Origin of the sequence: Streptomyces albipurpureus (assembly GCF_023701525.1) — a bacterium.
Classification (GTDB): Bacteria; Actinomycetota; Actinomycetes; order Streptomycetales; family Streptomycetaceae; genus Streptomyces; species Streptomyces albipurpureus.
On sequence record NZ_JAMQAW010000002.1, the window covers coordinates 1 to 23592 of the forward strand.

General features: G+C 69.8%; 12 protein-coding genes. 8 read left to right on the forward strand and 4 right to left on the reverse strand.

Annotation, left to right across the window (positions count from 1 at the left end; translation table 11 throughout):
- Nucleotides 1-5039, forward strand: a 5039-nt coding sequence (locus tag NBG84_RS01245) for a non-ribosomal peptide synthetase (RefSeq protein ID WP_250917320.1), incomplete at its 5' end; no start/stop codon positions are given.
- A 20-nt stretch (nt 5040-5059) separates the two neighbouring features.
- Complete coding sequence (locus NBG84_RS40385) at nt 5060-12241, forward strand: amino acid adenylation domain-containing protein (protein WP_285366263.1); 7182 nt, start codon at nt 5060-5062, stop codon at nt 12239-12241.
- Between the two features lie 102 nt (nt 12242-12343).
- Here NBG84_RS40385 and NBG84_RS01265 read toward each other — a convergent pair whose 3' ends face one another.
- A complete protein-coding gene (locus tag NBG84_RS01265) occupies nt 12344-13291 on the reverse strand; it encodes a DUF5937 family protein (protein WP_250917321.1) in 948 nt (315 codons plus the stop codon).
- A gap of 140 nt (nt 13292-13431) precedes the next feature.
- Here NBG84_RS01265 and NBG84_RS01270 point away from each other — a divergent pair, with 140 nt between their 5' ends.
- The gene (locus NBG84_RS01270) at nt 13432-14577 is read left to right on the forward strand and encodes an MFS transporter (protein WP_250917322.1); all 1146 of its coding nucleotides are present in this window, start codon (nt 13432-13434) and stop codon (nt 14575-14577) included.
- Nucleotides 14578-14650: 73 nt separating this feature from the next.
- Here the strand turns inward: NBG84_RS01270 and NBG84_RS01275 are convergent, their stop codons facing one another.
- Nucleotides 14651-14965, reverse strand: a complete 315-nt coding sequence (locus NBG84_RS01275) for a hypothetical protein (RefSeq protein ID WP_250917323.1) — start codon at nt 14963-14965, stop codon at nt 14651-14653.
- A 200-nt stretch (nt 14966-15165) separates the two neighbouring features.
- Between NBG84_RS01275 and NBG84_RS01280 the strand changes: the two genes are divergently transcribed.
- The 5 genes from NBG84_RS01280 to NBG84_RS01300 all read left to right on the forward strand — a co-directional run bounded on the left by NBG84_RS01280 (nt 15166) and on the right by NBG84_RS01300 (nt 22049).
- On the forward strand, nt 15166-15987 hold the full coding sequence (locus tag NBG84_RS01280) for a 2,3-dihydro-2,3-dihydroxybenzoate dehydrogenase (protein ID WP_250917324.1): 822 nt from the start codon (nt 15166-15168) through the stop codon (nt 15985-15987).
- A 227-nt stretch (nt 15988-16214) separates the two neighbouring features.
- Nucleotides 16215-17420: an isochorismate synthase gene (locus NBG84_RS01285; protein WP_250917325.1), complete on the forward strand. Its 1206-nt coding sequence runs from the start codon at nt 16215-16217 to the stop codon at nt 17418-17420.
- 23 nt (nt 17421-17443) lie between these two features.
- Entirely contained in the window at nt 17444-19105 is a 1662-nt protein-coding gene (locus tag NBG84_RS01290) for a (2,3-dihydroxybenzoyl)adenylate synthase (RefSeq protein ID WP_250917712.1), read from the forward strand.
- Nucleotides 19106-19384: 279 nt separating this feature from the next.
- Complete coding sequence (locus NBG84_RS01295; protein WP_250917326.1) at nt 19385-20020, forward strand: isochorismatase family protein; 636 nt, start codon at nt 19385-19387, stop codon at nt 20018-20020.
- 394 nt (nt 20021-20414) lie between these two features.
- Entirely contained in the window at nt 20415-22049 is a 1635-nt protein-coding gene (locus tag NBG84_RS01300) for a carboxylesterase/lipase family protein (RefSeq protein WP_250917327.1), read from the forward strand.
- Between the two features lie 45 nt (nt 22050-22094).
- Here the strand turns inward: NBG84_RS01300 and NBG84_RS01305 are convergent, their stop codons facing one another.
- Together NBG84_RS01305 and NBG84_RS40390 are read right to left on the reverse strand one after the other, a co-directional pair.
- Nucleotides 22095-22760 carry a hypothetical protein gene (locus NBG84_RS01305; RefSeq protein ID WP_250917328.1) on the reverse strand — a complete coding sequence of 222 codons (666 nt, stop codon included), beginning with the start codon at nt 22758-22760 and terminating at the stop codon, nt 22095-22097.
- Nucleotides 22761-23046: 286 nt separating this feature from the next.
- Nucleotides 23047-23169 carry a hypothetical protein gene (locus NBG84_RS40390; RefSeq protein ID WP_285366239.1) on the reverse strand — a complete coding sequence of 41 codons (123 nt, stop codon included), beginning with the start codon at nt 23167-23169 and terminating at the stop codon, nt 23047-23049.
- Nucleotides 23170-23592 lie beyond the last annotated feature (423 nt).

A 23592-nucleotide genomic window follows, 5' to 3' on the forward strand; every position in this document is an offset into this window, starting at 1 on the left:
AACTCGACCACACCCAACTCCCCACACCAACAACCCCCACCACCCAACCCACCCGACCCCCACGCAATGCACGGGAAGAGATCCTCTGCGGGATCTTCGCCGAGGCGTTGGCCGTGCCGTCGGTCGGTGTGGAAGAGGACTTCTTCCGTCTCGGCGGGCACTCACTGCTGGCGACGCGGGTCGTGGCCCGGGTACGGACGGCCTTGGCCGTGGAGTGCGGTATCCGGGATGTGTTCGAGGCTCGGACAGCCGCGGCCCTGGCGGCCAGGCTCGCCGAACGCGGTAGCGTTCACCGGCCTCCGCTGCTACCCGCCGTACGCCCCGAACCGCTCCCGCTCTCCTTCGCCCAACAGCGGTTGTGGCTGATCGACAGCGTGCGGGGCCCCAGCCCGGCGTACAACGTGCCCTTCGCCGTCCGGTTGCGCGGCGCCCTCGACGTGGTGGCCCTGGAGGCGGCGGTACGGGATCTCGTGGCACGCCATGAGACGCTGCGCACCCGCTTCGAAGAGCACGACGGTGAGCCCTTCCAGCGGGTACTGCGCCCTGACGACGTTCGGGTGCCCTTCACCGTCCGGCAGGTGCCGGCGGACCAGTTGGCGGACGCGGCCCTGGGTCTGTGCGGGGAGGTATTCGATCTGGCGGTGGACCTGCCGCTGCGGGTCACGCTGCTGAGCGCGGATGGCGCGGAGCATGTCCTGGTGCTGCTGATGCATCACATCGCCACCGATGAATGGTCCACTCGTCCGCTGCTGAGCGATCTGGATACCGCCTATGCGGCTCGGACTGCCGGCCGGGCACCCGACTTCACCCCACTACCCGTCCAGTACGCCGACTTCGCCCTCTGGCAACGCCAACTCCTCGGCAACCCCGACGACCCCACCTCACTCACCACCCGCCAAACCACCCACTGGCGCACCACACTCGCCGACCTCCCCGACGAAATCCCCCTCCCCACCGACCGCCCCCGACCCCCCGTGCCCAGCCAGCGGGGCGATGTGGTGACGTTCGAGGTGTCATCGACGACGGGTGAGGGGCTGACCCGGATCGCCAGGGAGTCCGGCGCGACCATGTTCATGGTGGTGCACGCTGCGGTGTCGGCCCTGCTGCATCGACTCGGCGCGGGCGATGACATCCCCCTCGGCAGCCCGGTGTCCGCACGGAGCGATGAGTCGCTGGACGGGCTCATCGGCTTCTTCCTCAATACGCTGGTCCTTCGGGCGGATCTCTCCGGCGCCCCGACCTTCGACGAGTTGGTGGGTCGGGTCCGGGATACGGGTCTCACCGCGTTCTCACACGCCGACCTGCCGTTGGAGGCCGTGGTGGAGGCGGTGGACCCGGAGCGTTCCCGGTCCCGGAATCCGCTCTTCCAGACGATGGTGACGTACTACGCCGTCGACTCGGATGTTCGGGAGCTCTTCGGCCTGCCCGCCGAGGAGTTTCCCCTGGAGATCGGCGGCTCGAAGTTCGATCTGGAGGTGGCGTTCGCCGCCGCCGATGGTGGTGCCCGGATCTCGGGCGGTATCCGCTATGCGACCGACCTCTTCGACCGGTCGAGCGCCGAGGCACTGTCGTCACGGTTGCTGCGGCTGCTGGACGCGGTCGCGGGCGACCCGACACAGCGGATCGCCGACATCGATGTGCTGGAGTCGATCGAGCGGGACCGGATGGTGCGGGAGTGGAATGACACCGCACGGGTCCTTGAAGGGCCGAGGACCCTTGCCGATCTGGTGGCTGCCGGAAGAGATGTCTCTCCCCAGGGGGCAGCGCTGGTCCATGAGGGTGCCGAACTGTCCCGCAGCGACTTCGAGGCACGGGTGAACCGACTGGCCCGGCTGCTCATCGGGCGGGGAGTGGGTCCAGAGTCCGTGGTCGGTGTGGCGCTGCCGAGGTCCTTCGATCTGCTCGTGGCCATCCATGCGGTGGTGCGGGCGGGCGGCGCGTATCTTCCCCTCGACCTGGAGCTCCCCGGCGACCGGCTGGCGTACATGATCGACACGGCGGACCCGATCTGTGTGATCACCGGGTTGGGCTCGCCGACCGCGCTGCCGAGCGGTGTGGATTCGGTCCTCCTGGACGCACCGGGAACCGCGGTGGAGCTGGCCGCCCTGCCCGGCTCCGAGGTCGGGGACGCGGACCGGATATCGCCGCTGTTGCCCCACCATCCCGCGTATGTCATCTTCACCTCCGGGTCCACGGGCCGCCCCAAGGGGGTGATGGTGGAGCATCGGGCGATCGTCAACCGCCTCCGCTGGATGCAGAACGCCTATGTCCTGACCCCTGATGACCTGGTGCTGCACAAGACTCCCGCGAGCTTTGACGTCTCGGTCTGGGAGCTCTTCTGGCCGCTCGTCGAGGGCGTCCCCCTGGTGATCGCCCGTCCCGACGGGCACAAGGACCCGGAGTATCTGGCCTCCCTGATCCGCGAGCGGCACATCAGCGCGCTGCACTTCGTACCGTCGATGCTGCAAGCCTTCCTGGGTGAGGTCGAGGTGGCGTCCTGTCCTTCGCTGCGGCTGGTGGTGTGCAGTGGTGAGGCGCTCACCGGGGACCTGGTGGCCCGGTTCCACGCTTCGGCCGGTCCGGGTGGTTCGGTGGCGTTGGAGAATCTCTACGGTCCGACCGAGGCGGCCGTGGATGTCACCGCCACCTCCTGTCCGCCGGAGTCCCCAACCGCCGGTACCACGTCAGCGCCGATCGGCTCACCGGTGTGGAACACCCAGGTGTTCGTGCTCGACGCCGGTCTGCGGCCGGTGCCCTTGGGCGTCACCGGGGAGTTGTATCTCGCGGGTTACCAGTTGGCCCGCGGGTATGTGGCACGGGCGGGGTTGACCGCCGAGCGTTTTGTCGCCAACCCGTTCGGTGTGCCGGGTGCGCGGATGTATCGCACGGGGGATCTGGTGCGCTGGCGCGCCGATGGGCGGCTCGACTATCTCGGCCGCGCCGATGACCAGGTCAAACTGCGCGGCTTCCGAATCGAGTTGGGCGAGATCGAGGCCGTGCTGGCCGATGTGCCGGGGGTGGCGCAGGCGGTGGTGCTGGTCCGTGAGGACCTTCCGGGGGTGCGACAGCTGGTGGCGTACGCCGTGCCAGCTGCCGGTGCCGTGGTGGACCCGGATGCGCTGCGGCGAAGTGCGGCGGAGCGGCTGCCCGGATACATGATCCCCTCGGTGTTCCTCACCCTCGACACCTTGCCGACCACGGTGAACGGGAAGTTGGACCGTCGGGCGCTCCCCGCGCCCGCACCCATGGGCGAGGCTTCCGGTGCGACGCTCGCCGTGGAACGTCCCAAGGCCACGGAGAGCCCGCTCGATGTACTCACCCGGCTGATGGGCGAGGTGTTGGGCAGGCCGCCGGTGGGGCCCGATGACAACTTCTTCGAGCTCGGCGGGGACAGCATCGTCTCCATCCGGTTGGTGAGCTCGGCCCGCAAGGCCGGGGTGACCATCACGGCCCGGGAGATCTTCCAGCACCCGACGCCCGCCCGGCTGCTGACCGTTGCCAAGGTCGCGGACGGGGCCACGGCTGTGGCCCGACCGGTCGACGACGGGGTGGGGACGCTACCGCTGCCGCCGATCGCCCAGTGGTTCGCGGCCCGTGGCGGGCCGTTCGAGCGGTTCAGCCAGGCCAGGTTGGTGCGGTTGCCGGCAGGCGTGCGCGATGAGCACCTGGTCCAGGCGCTCCAGACCGTGCTCGACCACCATGACGGGCTGCGGCAGGTCCTGACCGTACGGCGGCCCGGTGTCTGGACGGCCGAGGTGCGCTCGCGCGGTGCGGTCGACGCCGCCGCACTGCTGCGTACGGTCGATGCCGACGGAAGCGGTGGCAAGGGGCTGCGGGATCTCATCGCCACCGAGTCGGTGCGGGCGGCGGCCGGGCTCGATCCGCTGGCCGGCCAGATGGTGCGGGCCGTCAGGTTCGACCTGGGACCTGGCAGTCCTGGCAGGCTGTTGCTGGTCGCCCACCATCTGGTGGTGGACGAGGTGTCATGGCAGATCCTGCTGCCGGATCTACGGGCGGCCTATGAGGCGCTGGCCGCGGGCCGTGCGGCCGCGCTCGACCCGGTGGGAACCTCGTTGCGCGCCTGGAACACCCATCTGCTGACCGAGGCGCACAGCGATCGCCGCGTTGCCGAGTTGGACCGCTGGTTGGATGCGGATGTCTCCGAGCGGCTGCTGGCGGATCGGGCGCTGACGCCGGAGTTGGATACGGCGGCAACAGCCCGGGAGCTGAGCGTACGTCTGTCGGCACAACGCACCGCACCGCTGTTGGAGGCGGTGCCGTCGGCCTTCCACGGCACGGTCAATGACACGCTCCTCACCGCGTTGGCGCTGGCCGTCGGTGACTGGGCGGCTCACAAGGGCCGTACCGGGACCCGGGCGGGTATCGCCGTGGAGTTGGAGGGTCATGGCCGGGCGCAGGAGTTGCTGCCGGGTGCGGACCTCACCCGTACGGTTGGCTGGCTCACCAGTCTGTATCCGCTGCGGCTGGGGACCAACGCCTATGACCCGGTGGCCGTTCTGGCGGGGCAGGAGGATGCCGGTGCCGCGCTCAAGGAGACCAAGGAGCTGATACGGGCGGTCCCGGACGGCGGTGTGGGTGCGGGGCTGCTGCGGTACACCAACGCGGCGACGGCCCGGCTCTTCGACGCGGGCGCCCGTCCGGAGCTCCTGTGGAACTACCTCGGCCGGCAGACGGCTGAGGCCGTGGAGGCCAACTGGGGTCCGGCCGGTGAGTCGGATGCCGTGGCGGTACGGCCCGATCCCTCGACTCCGCTCTCCCATGTGCTGGAGATCAACGCGGAGATCGTCGCCGGTCCGGAGGGTCCGGAGTTGACCGCGACCTTCATCTGGGCGGGCTCGGCACTGCCGCAGACCGCCGTCGGCGAGATCGCCGACGGCTGGTTGACCGCCCTGGACACCCTGGCCGCATGGGCGGACGGGGGCACGGCCGGGGGTCACACACCGTCGGACCTCGACCTGGTCGATCTCGATCAGGACCAGATCAGCATGCTCGAAGCAATGTGGAGGGATCAGCAGTGACGCAGGCCCGTATCGAGGACATGCTTCCGATGTCCCCCCTCCAGCAGGGCATGTTGTTCCATGCCGTCTACGACGGCGGTGACACCGGCGCGGCCGATGTGTACACGGTGCAGGTGTCGGTGTCGCTCGCGGGCCAGGTGGACGCCGAGCGGCTGGGCCGGGCGGCGGCGGCGCTGCTGCGCCGGCACCCCAATCTCCGGGCCGGGTTCTGGCATGAGGGGGTGCCGCAGCCGGTGCAGTTCATCCCGGCGGCGGTGAAGATCTCCGTCGGCCGGGTGGACCTCTCGGGCGAGCCGTCGGAGGCGGCTCTGCGGCGGGTGGAGCGGGATGAGCTGGCGCAGCGCTTTGAGCTGCATCGGCCGCCGCTGCTGCGGCTGGTGCTGGTCAGGCTGCGGGAGGGCGACCATCGGCTGGTCGTCACCGTCCACCACATCCTGGTGGACGGCTGGTCGATGCCGCTGCTGGTGGGGGATCTGCTGGCGCTGTACGAGAGCGATGGGGACGCTTCGGGTCTCACCGCGGTCCGTCCCTACCGTGACTATCTCCAGTGGTTGAAGCGGCAGGACCGGTCGGCGGCCGAGGCTGCCTGGCGCGGGGCATTCGGGTCCTTCGACGAGCCGGCGCTGGTCGCACCCGTCGATCCGTCCCGTGGGTCGGTGCGGCCGGGGACGGTGGGTGTGGAGCTGTCAGAGGACGCCACCGCCCGGCTCAACGCCGCGGCCCGACGGTTGGGCACGACGGTGAGCACGGTGATCCAGTGTGCTTGGGGCCTGGTGCTCGGTGGGTTGACCGGCTCCGACGATGTGGTGTTCGGGCTGACGGTCTCGGGACGTCCGGATGAGATCGTGGGTGTGGAGTCGATGGTGGGACTCTTCATCACCACCGTTCCGGTACGAGTGTCACTGCGGCCGGCCGAGAGCGCGGAAGGGCTGCTGCGGCGGTTCCGCGATGAGCAGAACGCGTTGCTCGCCCATCACCACCTCGGCTTGCGCCTGATCCAGAAGCAGGCTGGCGGCGGAGAGTTGTTCGACACCCTGGTCGTCATCGAGAACTATCCGGTGGACCCGGACGCTCGCCCTGAGCTCTCCGGCGGACTGCGCGTCACCGATGTGCAGGCACGGGATGCCACGCACTATCCGCTGACCCTGGCGGTGTCGTTGGAGGAGCGGGTGCACCTCCAGTTGGAGTACCGACCCGACCTCTTCGACGAACGTCAGGCGGCGCTGGTCGCGGATCGGCTCGCGGGGGTGCTGGCGCAGTTGGCGGATGCCCCGGGTGTGGCGGTCGGCGCGCTGGAGTTGCTGACGGCCCCCGAGCGGGAGCTGTTGCGTGACGGGTGGAGTGGCACGGTTCGCCAGGTGCCCCGGGGCACGGTCGCGGACCGGTTCGCTGAGCGGGCCGCGCTGACTCCGGATGCCCAGGCCGTCGTCGCCGGTGAGGTGGCGCTGACCTTTGCCGAGTTGGATCAGCGGACGGCCCGGCTGGCGGGGATGCTGGCGGCGCGGGGCGTGGGCCCGGAGTCGGTGGTGGCTCTCGCGGTGCCGCGCTCGGCGGACGCGGTGGTGGCGATCCTGGCGGTGCTGCGGGCGGGCGGCGCCTATCTGCCGCTCGATCTGGACTATCCGGCGGACCGGCTGGGCTACATGATCGAGGACGCGGCCCCGGTGTGCGTGGTGACGACTTCGGCCGCGGCCGGACTGCTGCCCGCCGAGTGTGTGCCGGAGCGGATCGTCCTGGACAGCGCGTGGACCGCCGATGAGCTCCGTGCGATCGGGGCGGAGTTCAGCTCACCGGAGGTGGACCCGGAGCATCCGGCCTATGTGATCTACACCTCGGGCTCCACCGGCCGTCCCAAGGGGGTGGTGCTCACCCACGGCGGGCTGTCGAATCTCTACGCCAACCACATCGATGAGGTGTTCGGCCCGGTGGTGGCCGCTGTCGGTGGGCGAGGGCTGCGGGCCCTGCACACTGCTTCCTTCAGCTTTGACACGTCCTGGGAGCAGTTGTTCTGGTTGGTGGCCGGGCATGAGCTCCATGTGCTCGATGAGGTTGGGCGGCGGGACGCGGAGTTCGTCGTCGGCTATGTGCGCGATCACCGGATCGACGCGATGGACGTCACTCCGACCTATGCACAGCAGCTGCTGGAGTGGGGGCTGCTCGCGCCGGGTTCCCACCGTCCCGCGTTGCTGCTGCTGGGTGGGGAGGCCGTACCGGATTCGCTGTGGTCCCAGGTACGGGATGCCAGCGGTGTGATGTCGGTGAATCTGTATGGGCCGACCGAGTACACCGTGGACGCGCTGGGGGCGGATCTCGGGATCAGTGCGGTGCCGATCGTGGGCCGACCGATCGGGAACACATCGGCGTATGTGCTGGACGCTGCCCTGCGGCCCTCGCCGAGGGGGACGGTTGGTGAGCTGTACCTGGCCGGTGCGGGCCTGGCGCGCGGCTACCTGGGCCGGCATGCGCTCACCGCGCAACGTTTTGTCGCCGACCCCCACGGCGCGCCCGGGGCCCGGATGTATCGCACCGGAGACCTGGTGCGGTTGCGCGGTGACGGGGAGCTGGAGTATCTGGGCCGGGTCGATGACCAGGTGAAGATCCGGGGCTTCCGCATCGAGCTGGGCGAGGTGGAGGCGGCGCTGACCGCGCTGGCCGGGGTGATGACGGCGGCGGTGGTGGTGCGCGAGGACACTCCGGGAGTGAAGCGGCTGGTGGCCTATGTGACCGGGGGGATCGAGCCGGGCGCGGTACGCGCGCAGTTGGCCCTCTCGCTGCCCGAGTACATGGTTCCGGCCGCGGTGGTGGTGCTGGAGTCGCTGCCGACGAACGTCAACGGCAAGCTGGACCGGGGGGCGCTGCCCGCGCCGGTGCTGGGCGGTTCGCTGATCTCACGGGCACCAGCCGACGAGCGGGAAGAGGCGTTGTGCCGGGTCTTCTCGGATGTCCTGGGTCTGGAGTCGGCCGGTGTCGACGATGACTTCTTCGCGTTGGGCGGTGACAGCATCGTCTCGATCCAGCTGGTGACCAGGGCCCGCAAGGAAGGGCTGGTCCTCACTCCGAGGGAGGTCTTCGAGCACCGTACGGTGGCGAGGTTGGCCGCGGCCGCGCAGCTGGGGGCGGCGGCGGTTGCGACCCGGGTTTCGGGACCCCTGGTGGTGCTGGACGAGACCCGGCGGGCGGTGGTGGAGTCGGTGTTCCCGGGCGCCGAGGAGATTCTGCCGCTCTCGCCGCTCCAGGAGGGGCTGTACTTCCACGCGGTCTACGACGACCGGGCGCTCGATGTCTATCTGATGCAGAACTTCATGGAGCTGCTGCATGGGGTGGATGGCACCGCGCTGCGGTCGGCTTTCGACGCAATGCTGCGCCGGCACCCCAATCTGCGCTCCGGTTTCTGGCACGACCGGTTGGACGCTCCGGTCCAGGTGGTACCGGCCGAGTGGGAGGTGCCCTGGTGTGAGCTGGACTTCACCGGGCTCGATCGCCAGGAGCAGGACGCGGCACTCCAGGAGTTCTCGCTGACGGATGCCGCGACCCGGTTCGATCTGGCGAACCCGCCACTGATGCGGGTGACGCTGATCAAGCTCGCCGAAGAGCGGTGGATGCTCTGTGTGACACAGCATCACATTCTGACGGACGGCTGGTCGGAGTCGTTGTTCTTCGAGGAGTTGTTCGCCCTGTACGCCCGGGGTGGCGAGGTGGACGGGCTGGCGCCGGTCACTCCGTACCGCGAGTATCTGCGCTGGCTGGCCGGTACGGACCAGGAGGCCGCGGCGGCCGCTTGGCGGGCGCATCTGTCGGGCCTGGACCAGGCGACGCTGGTGGCTCCGGCCGATCCCGCGCGTGAGCCGGTGACGGCCGAGGTCGTGGAGGTGGTCCTTGACGAAGCGGCCAGCGATCGGCTGCGTAGCTTCGCCCGGGGTAGTGGCGTCACCCTGAACACCGTGCTCTCCACGGCCTGGGCGCTCGCCCTGTCGGGGATGACCGGACGGGACGATGTGGTGTTCGGGGCGACGGTCTCGGGCCGCCCGGCGGAGATCACCGGCGTGGACCAGATGATCGGCATGTTGATGAACACCCTGCCGTTCCGGGTGTCACTGCGGCGCGATGAGTCGCTGCGGGAGTTGTTGGTGCGCAACCAGCGGGAGCATGCGGAGCTCCTGCCGCACCACTATCTGGGCCTGGGGCGCATCCAGCAGCTCAGCGGGGTCGGCCAGCTCTTCGACACCCTGTATGTCTTCCGCAACACCCCGCTGGACGATGCGGCCAGGGAAGAGGCGGTGGAGCGCCACCAGATCGGTTGGACCCACAGTGTGGACGGCACCCACTATCCGCTGACCCTCGCGGTCACTCCGGAACGTGCGCTGGAGTTGAGCCTGGCGTACCGGCCGGACCTCTATGACCGCGCGAGCGCCGAGCGGCTCGCCCAGCGGCTGACACTCCTGGTGGAGCAGTTCGCCGACGGGGGCACGGCCGCGGTGGGACGGCTGCGCACCCTGCTGGGCGATGAGCGGGCGGAGCTGCTCGCCCAGGGCGATGACCTTGGACACGAGGTCCCGGACAGCACGGTCGACGAGTTGTTCGGCGCACAGGCCCGGGCCACCCCGGAGGCGACGGCTCTGGTCTTCGACGATGAGCGGCTGACCTACGCGGAGTTGGACGAGCGGGCCAATCGGCTCGCCCGTGCCCTGATCGCTCGGGGGGCGGGCCCTGAGCGGGTGGTGGCCCTGGGGCTGCCGCGTTCGGCGGACTTCGTGGTGGCCCTGTTCGCGGTGTTGAAGACGGGGGCCGCGTATCTGCCGTTGGATCTGGACCATCCGGTGGATCGGCTGGCGACGATGGTGGCGGACGCCCGTCCGCTCTGTCTGGTGACCAACGCCCGGGGTCCGGCGCTGGCGGGGGTGCCGGCGCTGCTGCTGGATGCCGGGGAGACGGTGGCGGAGTTGGCGGCCCGCTCGGGCGCACCGGTCGCCGAGTCGGAGCTGACCGGGCCCCGCGATGGCAGACATCCCGCGTATCTGATCTACACATCGGGTTCCACCGGACGTCCCAAGGGGGTGGTGGTGCCGTATGCGGGGCTGACGAACATGCTGCTCAACCATCGTGAACGGATCTTCGCACCGGCCATCGAGCGGGCCGGGAAGCGAGCCGCCGGGCGGGCGCTACGGGTCGCCCATACGGTGTCCTTCGCCTTCGACATGTCGTGGGAGGAGTTCTTCTGGCTGGTCGACGGGCATGAGGTGCATGTCATCGGGGAGGAGCTGAGGCTCGATCCGACGGCCCTGACCGCGCACTATGACCGGGTCGGTATCGATGTCATCAATGTGACCCCTTCCTACGGTCAGCAGTTGATCGACGCGGGTCTGCTGGACCAGGACCGGCACCGTCCGGTGCTGGTGCTGCTGGGCGGCGAGGCGGTACCGGATTCGCTGTGGTCCTTGTTGGGGGCGACCGAGGGCACGATGGGCTACAACCTGTACGGGCCCACCGAGTACACCATCAACGCGCTGGGCGCGGATGTGGCCGGCAGCGCGCGCTCGTCGGTCGGCCGTCCGATCTACAACACCCGTGCCTATGTGCTGGACAGTGCGCTGCGGCCGGTGCCGGTGGGGGTGCCCGGTGAGTTGTATCTGGCGGGCGCCGGTCTGGCGCGGGGGTACTTCGAGCGGCCGGCGCTGACCGCGGAGCGTTTTGTCGCCGATCCGTTCGGGGAGCCCGGCACGCTGATGTACCGCACCGGCGATCTGGTGCGCTGGGGGGCCGATGACGGGATCGACTACCTGGGTCGCACCGACCATCAGGTGAAGATCCGGGGCTATCGGATCGAGTTGGGCGAGATCGAGTCCGCGGTCGCCGAAACGCCGGGGATCGCCGCGGCGGCCGTGGTGGTGCATACGAGTACCACGGGGATCAAGCGGCTGGTGGCCTACACCGTGCCGGCGGCGGATGCCCGGAGCAGCGCGATGGACCCGGCGCTGCTGCGGGAGCGGCTGTCCGCGGCGCTCCCCGAGTACATGGTGCCCTCGGCGTTCGTCGAGTTGGCGGCGCTGCCACTGACGGTCAATGGCAAGGTGGACCGAGCCCTACTGCCGGTACCGGACCTCGGTGGCAGTGGTGGCGGCCGGCCGCCCAAGGACGCCCGGGAGCAGTTGCTCTGCCGGATCTTCGCGGAGGTGCTGGGCCTGGAGCGCGTCGGTGTGACGGACAACTTCTTCGAACTGGGCGGCCATTCACTGCTCGCGATGCGCCTCGTCGGTCGTATCCGCGCCGAACTGGGGGTGCCGGTGCAGGTCGCCACCGTGATGTCGGCGCCGACGGTCGCCGATGTGGCGGCCCGTATCGGCTCGGATGCCCGCCGGGACGCGCTTCGGGTGCTGATGCCGCTGCGCGAGCGCGGGAGTCATGCGCCGCTGTTCTGCTTCCATCCCGCGTCCGGCTTCGGTTGGCAGTACACGGGGCTGCTCCGTCATCTGGACCCGGAGCGGCCGGTGTACGCGGTGCAGTCGCCGGGGCTGGCCGGCGAACTGCCCGCGGTGGACGATGTGGCCGGGCTCGCCGACCTGTATCTGACGGAGATACGCCAGGTGCAGCCGCAGGGGCCGTACCACTTCCTGGGGTACTCCTTCGGCGGCACGGTCGCCCAGACCCTGGCGGCCATGCTCCAGGAGCGCGGCGAAGAGGTCGCGTTCCTGGGCTTGCTGGACGCCTACCCGCCGGAGAAGGAGGACTGGGCGTTCGTTGACGCACCGGATTGGCGGGAGCGGTTGGAGCGGGAGGAGAGCGGGTTCCTGCTGTCGGTCGCGGGCATCGGCGATACGGCGGATACCGAGGGCGCCGACGGCGCCGACGCGGTGGTGGGGGCGGTGAGCCGGGAGGAGGCCATGGCGGCGATCCGGGACAGCCAGGGGCTGCTGGCCGGTTTCGATGAGGCGCTGTTGGGCGGGATCGTGGACACCAATGTGCACTGTGTACGGCTGCTCTCGCGCAGCCGTACCCGCCACTACACCGGTGATGTGCTGTTCTTCACCGCGGCCCGCAGCACCGAGGCCGCGGACGCACCCCGGCGGGTGTGGCCCGGATTCCTCACCGGGAGGCTCGTCGAGCATGTCCTGGACTGCTCGCACGACGAGCTGATGGACCCGGCCCGGCTCACCGAGATCGGTCCGGTCCTGGATGCGGCGCTGGCTGCCGTACGCCCCTCCTGAGCCATCAGCGGGGGTCCGGGCCCTGGCATCGGACCCCCGCTGTGCGGCACCCGCCGTCGTCCGCGAGGCGGTTGCGTGAGCGCCGAGAGGGCTCGACTCGGGTCATCCGCGCGCCAACTCGTCACCGAGCGGGGTGCGCCCGTACAGCACCGTGTGCCCGCGCCGGGCGGTGGTCAGCAATCCGCTGTCGCGCAGCGCGGCCAGGTGCTCGGAGACGGTGCTGGGGGCCAACTGCAGCTGTCGTGCCAGGGCCGATGTGCTCATCGGCTCCTGCAGCGCGGTCAGCAGCTTCGCCTTGGTGCGTCCGACGACACGGGCCAGTTTGACGTGGTGGGACCCGCTCGCGCCGCTCCCGGCTATCCCTCGTGCGGGGTAGATGACGGTCGGCTGCCATGGCGCGACCGCGATCACACTGGTCCGTGGCCAGGTGAACACGCTCGGCACCAGCAGCAGGCCACGTCGATCCAGGGGGACCCTCGCCCGCGCCGGGTTGCGTACCACTACGGCGTCGGCTCCCTCGCGCTCCACCATCCGCACGTCCGGGTGCAGTCCAGCGAGGGCCGCGTCGAGTCCTCCCGCCGCCAGTCTGGCTGAGCGGTAGCCGATGTCGGCGTGCAGGATGTCCCGCGTGCTGGGCCAGCGCGGGGCGAGTAACTCCGCCCAGGCGATCTCCAGTTGGTCGGCCAGTAGATCGCGAGCGTGGCTCGCGTCCCTTCGCAGCTCGCCGACGTTGACGTTCAGGGTGTCCAGCTCGGTCGCCACCTGCGCGGCCGGGGTCCGACGGACGTGGACCAACTGGGCGGCCGCTGTGGTGTCGGAGTCGGTCGCCGGCGGGCTGAGGAATTCACAGATGTAGTGGGGGTCCTTGAGCACCGACAACAGCTCGGCAAGGGGCAGCGCTGCGATCGCGTCCGCGGGGAGCCGGGCCACCCGGGGTGGATGGCTGCGCAACCCGAGCTCGATCCGCAGGGCTGCCAGCAGTTCCTCCAACGGCGAGATCGCGAAACGTATCCGGTGCGCGCCCGACGGTGTGAGGGTGAACTCGATCATTCGGGCTCCAGAAGGTTCGGCTTGATCCGAATCAATAGCAGCTGTGGCCGATCCGGTGCCAGGTTCGCGAGATGACGACGACCGGGATAGACGATGTGCGGCCCTCCTTGTTACGGCATCGGCCGTACTGGCGGTGGTCCATGGCCACTCAGTTCAGCCGGCTTCCCCACACCATGGCACCGCTCGCCTTCACGGCGCTGGCCACCGCCACCACCGGTTCCTACCGAACGGGTGCGCTGATGATGGTGGCGTTCGTGATCGGCCAGCTGGTGGTGGCGATCCCCGTGGGGCGGCTTCTCGATCGCTTCGGACCGAGCCGTGGAATCCGCCTGCTGTTGTGGAGCTCGGCCTCCACCGCACTCGCGGTGGGGGTTCTCGCCCGGGCGGGACTATCCGCCCAGGGCCTGCTGGTGGCGGCCGGGGTGTGCGGTGCGACGGCAGGCGGTCTCTCCGCCGGGTTTCGCACCCTGCTGGCCCGCACGGTGTCCGAAGGGCTGCTGCTACGGGCGATCGCTGTTGACGCGATCCTCCTGGAGACAGCGATCATCGCGGGGCCGGCGCTGGCCGTGGCGCTGGGCGGCTGGAGTTCGGTTGGCCCCCTGGTCGGCATGGCCGTAGCGTTTGTGATCAGCTCGCTGCTCCTGCCCGTGGGAACGTCCCGCGCGGCCATCGCCGCACCGAACGCGGATACCGAAGCGGGTCCGATCATCTGGCTCCGCACACTGGGCTGGCTGGCGTGCCTGTTCACCATCGGGCATCTGCTGTCCACGCTGGAGGTGGGCGCATTGCCGCTGGCGGACCGGGTCGGCGCCCACCCCAACGCGGCGGCGCTGCTCATCGCGGTGCTCTCACTGGCCAGCATTCTCGGCAGTGCCGCCTTCGCCTGGCGTGGCCGTGCCACCACGACACTGGCCGTGGTCTGCCTCCTGGGCCTGGGTATCGGCGGTGGTGTGATCGCCTGGGGAGCCGGCTGGGTGGTTCTGGTGCCCGGCCTCATCCTGGTCGGGCTGGGCACCGGACCGCTGCTGGCCGTCAGCTCCGTCAACCTCCAACGGATGCTTCCCCCATCGCGTAGATCGGAGGGGTTCTCCGTCGCCCATGTCGTTCAGACGGTCGGATTCGCGTCCGGGTCGCTCAGCCTGGGCGTGCTCGACCTGCGCACCGCCATCGCCCTGGGCGCGGGCAGCGCATTTGCTTCGGTGGTACTGGTCCTCGGTGCCAAGGACCAACTCCAGGCGGACGTCACGCCCCACCTCGGGGCTGAGCAGTCATCCGAAGCCCCGTAGATCACCCCAAGCCCAGTCGCCGAGGGCCCAACCCAGCGGCGGCCTGCCCGCCGCTCATGGGTGAGCAGCCACATCAGATGCGGCCCGCCGATGGCGGCCGCCTGATGCCCACCGGTAGCTGGATCGGCGCCAGGACGCGTTGGGCGGCGAAGTCGCTGACGGTGAGGAGCAGCGCGCCCATCAGGGCGGCCGGCAGCAGGGTGACACCGGCGCTCCGGGTGACCCGGCGGCGGGCTTGAGTGCCAGCCGGGCCGGTGCCGTTGGGTGTTGTTCGCCGCGGGTGCGGTGGCTTGGAGGCATCGGCCGGCCCGACGGTGTCGTCGGGGCGCTCTGGCTGCCCAGACCCCCCGAGCCCCGCCGCGCCCTGATGTGAGGGAGCCGCGACCACGTCACCTCTCCCCGTGAGGAGGGAAGCAAGCACAGCCTCGCCTGGCCGGAAAGCAAGGAAGCCTACCTTAAGTAGCCCCCGAGAAGTCCGTTCGCGGTCAGGCGAGTTCGTCCGGCGAGGCCCTTGAACCTGTGAACGGAACCAGGGTGGGCCAATGAATGAAGTTAGGTTAGGCTCACCTAAGAGCGAGGAGGATGTGTATGCCTGACCGCAGAGCGTTCGGCGGAGAGTTCGCCGGGCGCGTGGCACTCGTCACCGGTGCCGGACAAGGCATCGGCGCGGCCGTGACCCAAGCGCTGGCCGCTCTCGGTGCGACGGTCGCGGCGACCGACCGGGCCGCCGACACGGTCTCCGTCGTGGCCTCGGCACTCACCGAGGAGTTCGAGGACGACCCCACGGCCGGCCCCGTCAACTCCTACGCGCTGGATGTCACCGACGTCCACGCGGTGGAGGAGACCGTCGACCGGGTGGAACGCGAACTCGGTCCGGTGGACATCCTGGTGAACGTCGCAGGCGTGCTGCGTACCGCGCCGGTCCTGGAACTGACCGACCGCGACTGGGCAGAGACCTTTGCCGTCAACACCACCGGGGTCTTCCATGTGTCCCGGGCCGTGGTCGCCCGGATGGCACCGCGCGGCACCGGTTGTGTGGTGACCGTCGCCTCCAACGCGGCAGGCATCCCCCGGCCCAGGATGGCCGCTTACGCCGCGTCCAAGGCGGCGGCGGTCATGTTCACCAAGTGTCTGGGCCTGGAGCAGGCCCGCAACGGTATCCGCTGCAATGTGGTGGCACCCGGCTCGACCGACACCCCGATGCAACGCGCCCTGTGGGCGGATGAGTCGGACGCGGTCAGGGTCGTCGACGGCGACCCGCACCCCGCCGCGTACCGCACCGGCATCCCCCTGGGGCGGATCGCCAGGCCGCAGGACATCGCGGACGCCGTGACCTTTCTGGCATCCGACCGGGCCCGGCAGATCACCATGCACGACCTCTACGTCGACGGTGGCGCGACCCTGCGCTGACCCGCCCCCGGCCGATCGCCGGCCATGCGCCCATCGCCGCAACGCACTCAGCCAACCATCGCACCTCCCCACCCTCAGAACCCTCAGATGCCTTGGGGCTCCGGGCGGCACCAAGGCCGCTCCGCCCGAGAGGAATCCGCTTCGCGAGGAACGAACTCCGCGAGAAGAACACGCTCCACCCCGCCACCGCCTTTCCCCGCACCCTCACATCGAACAGAGGAGTCACCGTGTCGACGGCTGCTCATGAAGTCGCCACGCACAGAAAGACGGCCGTCCCGGCACACCCTGCCGTGGGGGCGGCCACCTCGCTTCTCGACGCCTACCGCCCGGGCGATCGGTTCCTTGCCACTCCCACCCGTACCGTGCTGGCGCGCGGAGTGGCGCAGACCGTCCCCGGCGGCGATCGGCCACTCGCCCAGCGGGTGGCCACTGCCCTGGCGCAGGCCCGCACAACATCGTCGGCTCCGCTGGTCATCGGGGCCATCCCGTTCGACCAGTCGGCGCCCGCCGCACTCGTCATACCGGAGACCGCGCGCTGCGGACCCGCGCTCACCACCGACCCCCTGATAGCGCTCGCCGCCGAGCGCGCCCCGGCGAGCACCTGGGAGATCCGTCCCGAACCCGAACCCGAGGTGTACGCCAAGGGCGTCGCGTCCGCCGTGGACCGCATGTGGCAGGGCGAGTTCAGCAAGGTCGTCCTGGCCCGCACCCTCACCCTCAGCCGCAGCGAGCCGCTCGACCTTCCGCCCATGCTGCAAGGGCTTGCCCGACGCGACCCCTCCGGCTATACCTTCGCCCTGCCGACCACCCCCGGTCGCACCCTGCTCGGCGCCAGCCCCGAACTGCTGGTCTCCCGGCGCGGCGAGCTGCTGGTCGCCAATCCGCTCGCCGGGTCCATTCCGCGCAGCCCTGATCTCGCCGAGGACGTACGCCGGGCCGCGGCCCTCCTGCAGTCGGCGAAGGACCTCCATGAACACGCGGTGGTCGTGGACGCCGTACACCAGGGCATGGCCCCTTACTGCGCCACGATCGAAGTACCGGCGCGACCGACCCTGATACGTACGGCGGCGATGTGGCACCTGTCCACCACCCTCACCGGTGTGCTGGCCACCCCCGAGGTCTCCGCCCTGGAAATAGCCTGTGCGCTGCATCCCACCCCCGCGGTCTGCGGCACCCCCACGGCCGTTGCCCGTGCGGTGATCCAGGAGACCGAACCGTTTGACCGCGGCTTCTTCACCGGCATGGTGGGTTGGGGCAATGCCGACGGCGAGGGGGAATGGGTCGTCACCATCCGCTGCGCCGAGGCCCAAGAGCGCTCGCTCAGGCTGTACGCGGGGGCCGGAGTGGTCGCCGCGTCCGACCCGGCGGCCGAAACCGATGAGACCGCGGCCAAGTTCCGTACCTTCCTGAACGCAGTGGGAGCCGAGCTGTGACCACCCGTACCGTAGAAGCGCCGATGACGCCCGCCGAACTCGTCGAGACCGAGGCACCCGCCTGGCCCGAGGAGTTCGCCGCCCGCTACCGGGCCGCCGGCTGGTGGCAGGGTGAGACCTTCGGGAAGATGCTGCGCGACCGCGCCGAGGCCCACCCCGATCGGATCGCCGTCGTCGACCCGACGGGCGGGTCGGACGGTGGCCGACGCACCTGGACCTACGGGGAACTCGACCGGCGCGCCGACCGGTTGGCGTCGGGACTGGTGGCCCGTGGCATCGGCCGGGGTGACAAGGTGGTCGTCCAGCTTCCGAATGTCGCCGAGTTCTTCGAGGTCATCTTCGCGCTGTTCCGCATCGGCGCGCTGCCCGTCTTCGCCCTACCGGCACACCGCAGAAGCGAGATCGTCTACTTCTGCACCTTCACCCAGGCCGTCGCCTATGTGATCCCGGCCGAGCACGAGGGCTTCGACTACCGCACGCTGGCCGCCGTCGTCTGCGCCGAGGCGCCCTCACTCAAGCATGTGTTCGTCGCCGGCGGTGACGCCGGATACTTCGAGGACCTGGCGGAAGTACCCGCCGAACCCATCGGCCTGGGCGGGCCCGCCTCCCATGAGCTGGCCTTCCTCCAACTCTCCGGCGGCAGCACCGGGGTCCCCAAGCTGATCCCACGCACCCATGACGACTACATCTACTCGCTGCGGGGCTCCAACGAGATCTGCGCGGTCAACGAGAACAGTGTGTATCTGTGCGTACTGCCCGCCGCCCATAACTTCCCGCTCTCCTCCCCCGGCTCGCTCGGCACCCTCTACGCGGGCGGCCGGGTGGTGCTCTGCCCCCAACCGGTGCCCGATGTCGCCTTCCGCCTGATCGAGAGCGAAGGCGTCACCATCACCGGTCTCGTGCCACCGCTCGCCATCGTCTGGACCGAGGCGGCCCCCAGGAGCGCCTACGACCTCGGCAGCCTGGAGGTGCTGCTGGTCGGCGGTGCCAAGTTCAGTGAGGAGGCCGCCCGCCGGGTGCGCCCGGCGCTGGGCTGCACCCTCCAGCAGGTCTTCGGAATGGCCGAAGGCCTGGTCAACTACACCCGTCTCGACGACCCGTTGGAGACAGTCGTCACCACCCAGGGGCGGCCCATCTCCCCGGACGACGAGATCCGCGTCGTGGACGACCAGGACAACGACCTGCCCATCGGGAGCACGGGCCATCTGCTGACGCGTGGCCCGTACACCATCCGCGGTTACTGGAACGCACCGGAACACAACGTCCGGTCCTTCACCGAGGACGGCTTCTACCGCACCGGCGATGTGGTCAGGCTGACGGAGAGCGGCCATCTGGTGGTGGAGGGCCGGGCCAAGGACCAGATCAACCGCGGCGGCGAGAAGATCGCGGCCGAAGAGGTCGAGAACCACATCCTGGCGCACCCCTCGGTCCACGACGCCAATGTGGTGGCGGAAGCCGATCCCTATCTCGGCGAGCGCACCTGCGCCTATGTCATCGTGCGCCCCAACACCGAGCCGCTACGGGCGTTCGATGTGAAGAAGTTCGTACGGGATCGAGGACTGGCCGCGTACAAGGTGCCGGACCGTGTGGTGTTCGTGGACACCTTCCCCAAGACGGGGGTCGGCAAGGTGTCGAAGAACGATCTCCGTACGGCAGCGGCACCGCCCCCGGGTCCGGGCCGATAGCCCCACCCCCAGAACAGGCCACGGCTGCCCGTCCCGTCAGGCCCCCGGGTCGGACAGCCGTGGTCCTCCTTCCTCCTCCGCCGTACTCCGCCGTACTCCGCCACCCTCCTGTTTCACGCCGCACACCCACCGGCGCCTGGTCGCGCGCGAACGTCCTCGTCAGGCGCAGGTCGTCGCCCTCCGCCGACCGCTCCGAGCCCCGGCGGCCCCGGAGCATCCGGACCGCCCACCCGCCCCACTCCCGCGCACCCTCGCCCGACACGGAAACGGAACGTCTCCATGGCCCTGCCCGCCATCGCCCCCTACCCCATGCCCCAACCAGACGGGCTCCCCGCCAATCGGGTGCGGTGGAAGGTTGATCCGGATCGAGCGGTGCTCCTTGTCCATGATCTCCAGAACTACTTCCTCTCGGCGTTCGACTCCCGGGCCGAGCCGGTGGTGACCCTGCTGCACCAGGTGGCCAGGTTGCGCGAGGAAGCCGCCGCACTCGGTGTCCCCGTCATCTACACCGCCCAGCCCGGTGGCCAGACCCCGCGGGAGCGCGGGCTCCAACAGGACTTCTGGGGACCGGGACTGCCAGCGGACGCCCACGCGGCCGCCATCCCCGACGCGGTGGCACCCCAACCCGCGGACACGGTGCTCACCAAGTGGAAGTACAGCGCGTTCGTCCGCACCGATCTGCTGGAGCAACTTCGGGAACAGGGCCGCGATCAGATCATCATCACCGGTGTCTACGCCCATATCGGCGTACTGATGACCGCCTGCGACGCCTGGATGCAGGACATCCAGGCATTCCTGGTCGCGGACGCGGTGGCGGACTTCTCCGAACGGGAGCACCATATGGCGCTGGAGTGGGCCGCGGGGCGCTGCGCCCAGGTGACCACCGCCGACCGGGTCTTCTCGGCATCGGCGTAGCCCAGGACCGCGACCCGACGCTCGACCAACCCCCGCGCGCCGCGCTCACCGCCCTCGGTGATCGCGGCGCCCGTCTGCCATCCCCACCCTCACGGACTCCGATTCCCCCGGGGCACAGCCGTTGCCACCAACCCGATCGGGGCCCCACCGCTCTGGGCACACCGACCGGGAACCGCCCGCACGGGCCCACAGCCCCTCTTCCGGCCTGTCCGGCGACACCCGTTCGGGCCACGGTCCACCGCATCGGGGGACACCTAAGCGCCGTGCGGGGCGCGCCCCGCGCGATCGCCGAGGCCGAGCTGTCAGATTGCCTACGACTGGTACCGGATCCGATTCCGTGCCCAGGAGGCAACACCACGGCAGCCCAGCACACCGGCGAGGAGAGAACGCACCCATGAACACCGGACGAGGGGCCTGGGGCATCGCCCTGGCCACCGTGGCCGTTCTCGCCGCGATCCCGGGGGCGAGACCGCCCGGAGCGTCGGCCGCCACCCCGCGGGGGGACCCGATCGTGACGGTCGAATCGGGACAGCTGCGCGGTGCCCGATCCGGTGGCCACCGGCTCTTCCACGGCATCCCCTACGCGGGAGCGCCCACCGGCGAGCACCGCTGGGCGCCACCGCGCCCGGTGCGGCCCTGGCGGGGCGTCAAGGACGCCACCACACCGGGGCCGCTCTGCCCCCAGGTGCCATCCGGCTACGCCGATATCTCCAGCCTGGAAGAGGACTGTCTGGTCCTGAACGTCACCGCCCCCGCCGCCGCCCGTACTCCCCGCCCGGTGCTGGTGTGGATGCACGGTGACGGCTCGGTGGGCGGGGGTGAGTTCTTCGGCGCGCGGGGGCTGGCCGACCGAGGCGTTGTGGTGGTGACGATCAACTACCGGCTGGGGATCTTCGGCGGTTACGCACAGCCCGGGCTGCCCGGCTCGGGGACCTTCGGGCTCCAGGACCAGCAAGCCGCGCTGCGCTGGGTGCAACGCAATGCGAGGGCCTTCGGTGGTGACCCGCGGAAGGTGACCGTGGCGGGCTCCTCGTTCGGGGCGGCGGCCATCACCGGCCATCTGACCTCGCCGGGGGCCCGCGGCCTGTTCCAACGGGCGGTGCTCGCCAGTGGCGAGGGCATGATGGACATGCCGGCCGGGGCGATGGGGCCCGAGGTGCCGGCCTACCCCTGGTTCGTCTGGCGTACCGCCCGCGAGATGCGGGAGATCAGCGCGGAGCTGGTCTCATCGCTCGGCTGCACCACCACCAGCCCGGCACAGACCCTGCGCTGTCTGCGCGGACTGCCGGTCAAGACCATCCTCCAGGTCCCGTACATCATGAACGCGTTCCAGGCCTTCGGCTACGGCAATGAGGTCCTGCCCCAACTACCGCCCACCGCGCTGCGCGCGGGCCGCTTCCACCGGGTCCCGGTGCTCTCGGGGGCGACGCTCGACGAACACCGGACGTTCGTGGGGATGCGCTACGACGCGGTGGGCAAGCCCTTCACCGGCGAGGACTACGAGCGGGCGCTCATGACCGCGTTCGGCGGCGACGCGACCACGGTGGCGCGGGCCTATCCGCTACGGGACTTCCCCTCCCCCGCGCTGGCGTGGGCCACGGTCGTCACGGACCGGATGTGGGCCCTGGGAACGCATACCCAACACACCGTGCTCTCCCGGCGTACCCCTCTCCACGCCTATGAGTTCGCCGACCGCGACGCACCGATGTACCTCCCGCTGCCGGGCGCGTTCGACTTCGGCGCCTTCCACGCGGGGGACACCCCCTATGTGTTCGACGACGAGGAGGCGCGGAAACACTTCACTCCGGCACAGCAGCGGCTGTCCGACACCATGACTGACTTCTGGGCCGCCTTCGCCCGCTCCGGGACGCCGACCGGAGGCGGTCTCCCGCACTGGCCGCGGTACCGACCGGATCGCGGGGTGCCCCACACCCAGTCGCTCGTCCCCGATGCCATCGGTCCGGTCGACTACGCACGCGGTCATCGTCTCGACTTCTGGCGCCGCCTTGGGGCGCCTTCGAGCCGATGAAGCCCGGTCACGGTGGCCGGATACCGCCCTGGCCACCGTGGCCGGTTACATGGCGCGCCCGGAGACCAGGCGTTCGGCGACTCCCAGCCGGGCCGCCCACTCCAGGGCGGTGGAGATTCTGGCCTCCCTCGGTAGCGAGCCCAGAACGGCACCGGAGTCCATCAGATCCATCAGCGCGGAGGCGTTGACGCTGCCTTCCTCAACACGGGCGACAAAGCGCTCGGCGGCTCGCCGATCGCGATAGCCGGCGTCAGCGAAGCTGTGCGCGAGGGCCTTGTCGTCGAAGATTCCGGCGTAGCCGTCGCAGGAGGCGATCAGACCGTCGTCCTCGACGTAGTCGGGGTAGGGCGCACGGCTCCAGTGACCCCGCTCCCACCAGTAGAGATAGCCCAGTTCATGGTTGACGTTCATTTCCCGCAGCCGCTCGTGCGGGAGCCAGAGCGGCGCGTTGACCAGCAGATCGACGGGTTCGGGACCTCGCTGGATGGTGTCGCTGCAATCCACGTCCTGACCGTAGAAGATCGCTCTGCCATCGGACCTGAGGCCGAGCGTCCAGCCTCCGTTGGAGTGTGCACAGGACAGTTCGCGGTCAGTCAGACGGAAAACGGGCCTCGCGGTCCTGGTAGCCGCGATCAGTACGACGACGACGGCGCGTTCCCACATCCGCTCGGGCCTGCCCAGCCGGGCGGAAATTGCCAAAGCGTTGGTCATTTCATTCCCTGTTGTCAACGCAAAGTGTTGCTGACTGAACATTCAGCGCTACCGAACCATACGACTGGACGGAGTGGTGACGCCAACGCATCCCGCACCGCGGACGCGAGCGCCGGTACAGCCGTCCGCGCTCCGGTGAGCCGGGGCCTCCCCTTTCTGCAACATCCTGGTCTGCGGGTACTGACTGTCACGAAGAGGCATACAAAACACCAAAGGGAGGTGGGGAAAAGACGGATACCGCCAGAAATAGACAGTCTCCGGTGTGAGCACCGGAGACATTGAGGCTTCAGACGTTCGCGCGCACCAACCAGGGCATACAGGCCACCGGACCTTGATCCAGGACCGTTTCATCGAGCGGGGGCAGCGCCGAGCACCCCGTGCCGAGGTGAGGGACCTCTCTCGCACTCATGAGCAGAACGTATCCGGAACGCTCGACCTCGTGTTCGCATTTGCTTATCGTTTACCGAGTCCTCATCACAGATCGGGGCAGACCGCGCGAGAGGCAACGAACGGCGACTTCTCCCCGAAATCACCCTCCGCCGAGGCACGCCAACTCCGTTACCGCCGACGGTGGAACGAGCGCCGGCGGGACTGCGGGACCTCCCCATGAGGGGGACCGTGCCCGCCCCTGCCGAGAGGCGTCCCGAACCGGGGCGCATGGCGCGGTACAGCCCATGGCGAGTTGACCAGTACCGTGACGACGATGTTCACCTCTTCAGGCCCCACCTTCCGCGAACTCACCGTGCAGGCCCTCTCCTCGATCGAGCGCGGCTATGACCTGCTGGCCCCCAAGTTCGACGCCACCCCGTTTCGCACCCCCGACCGACTGCTC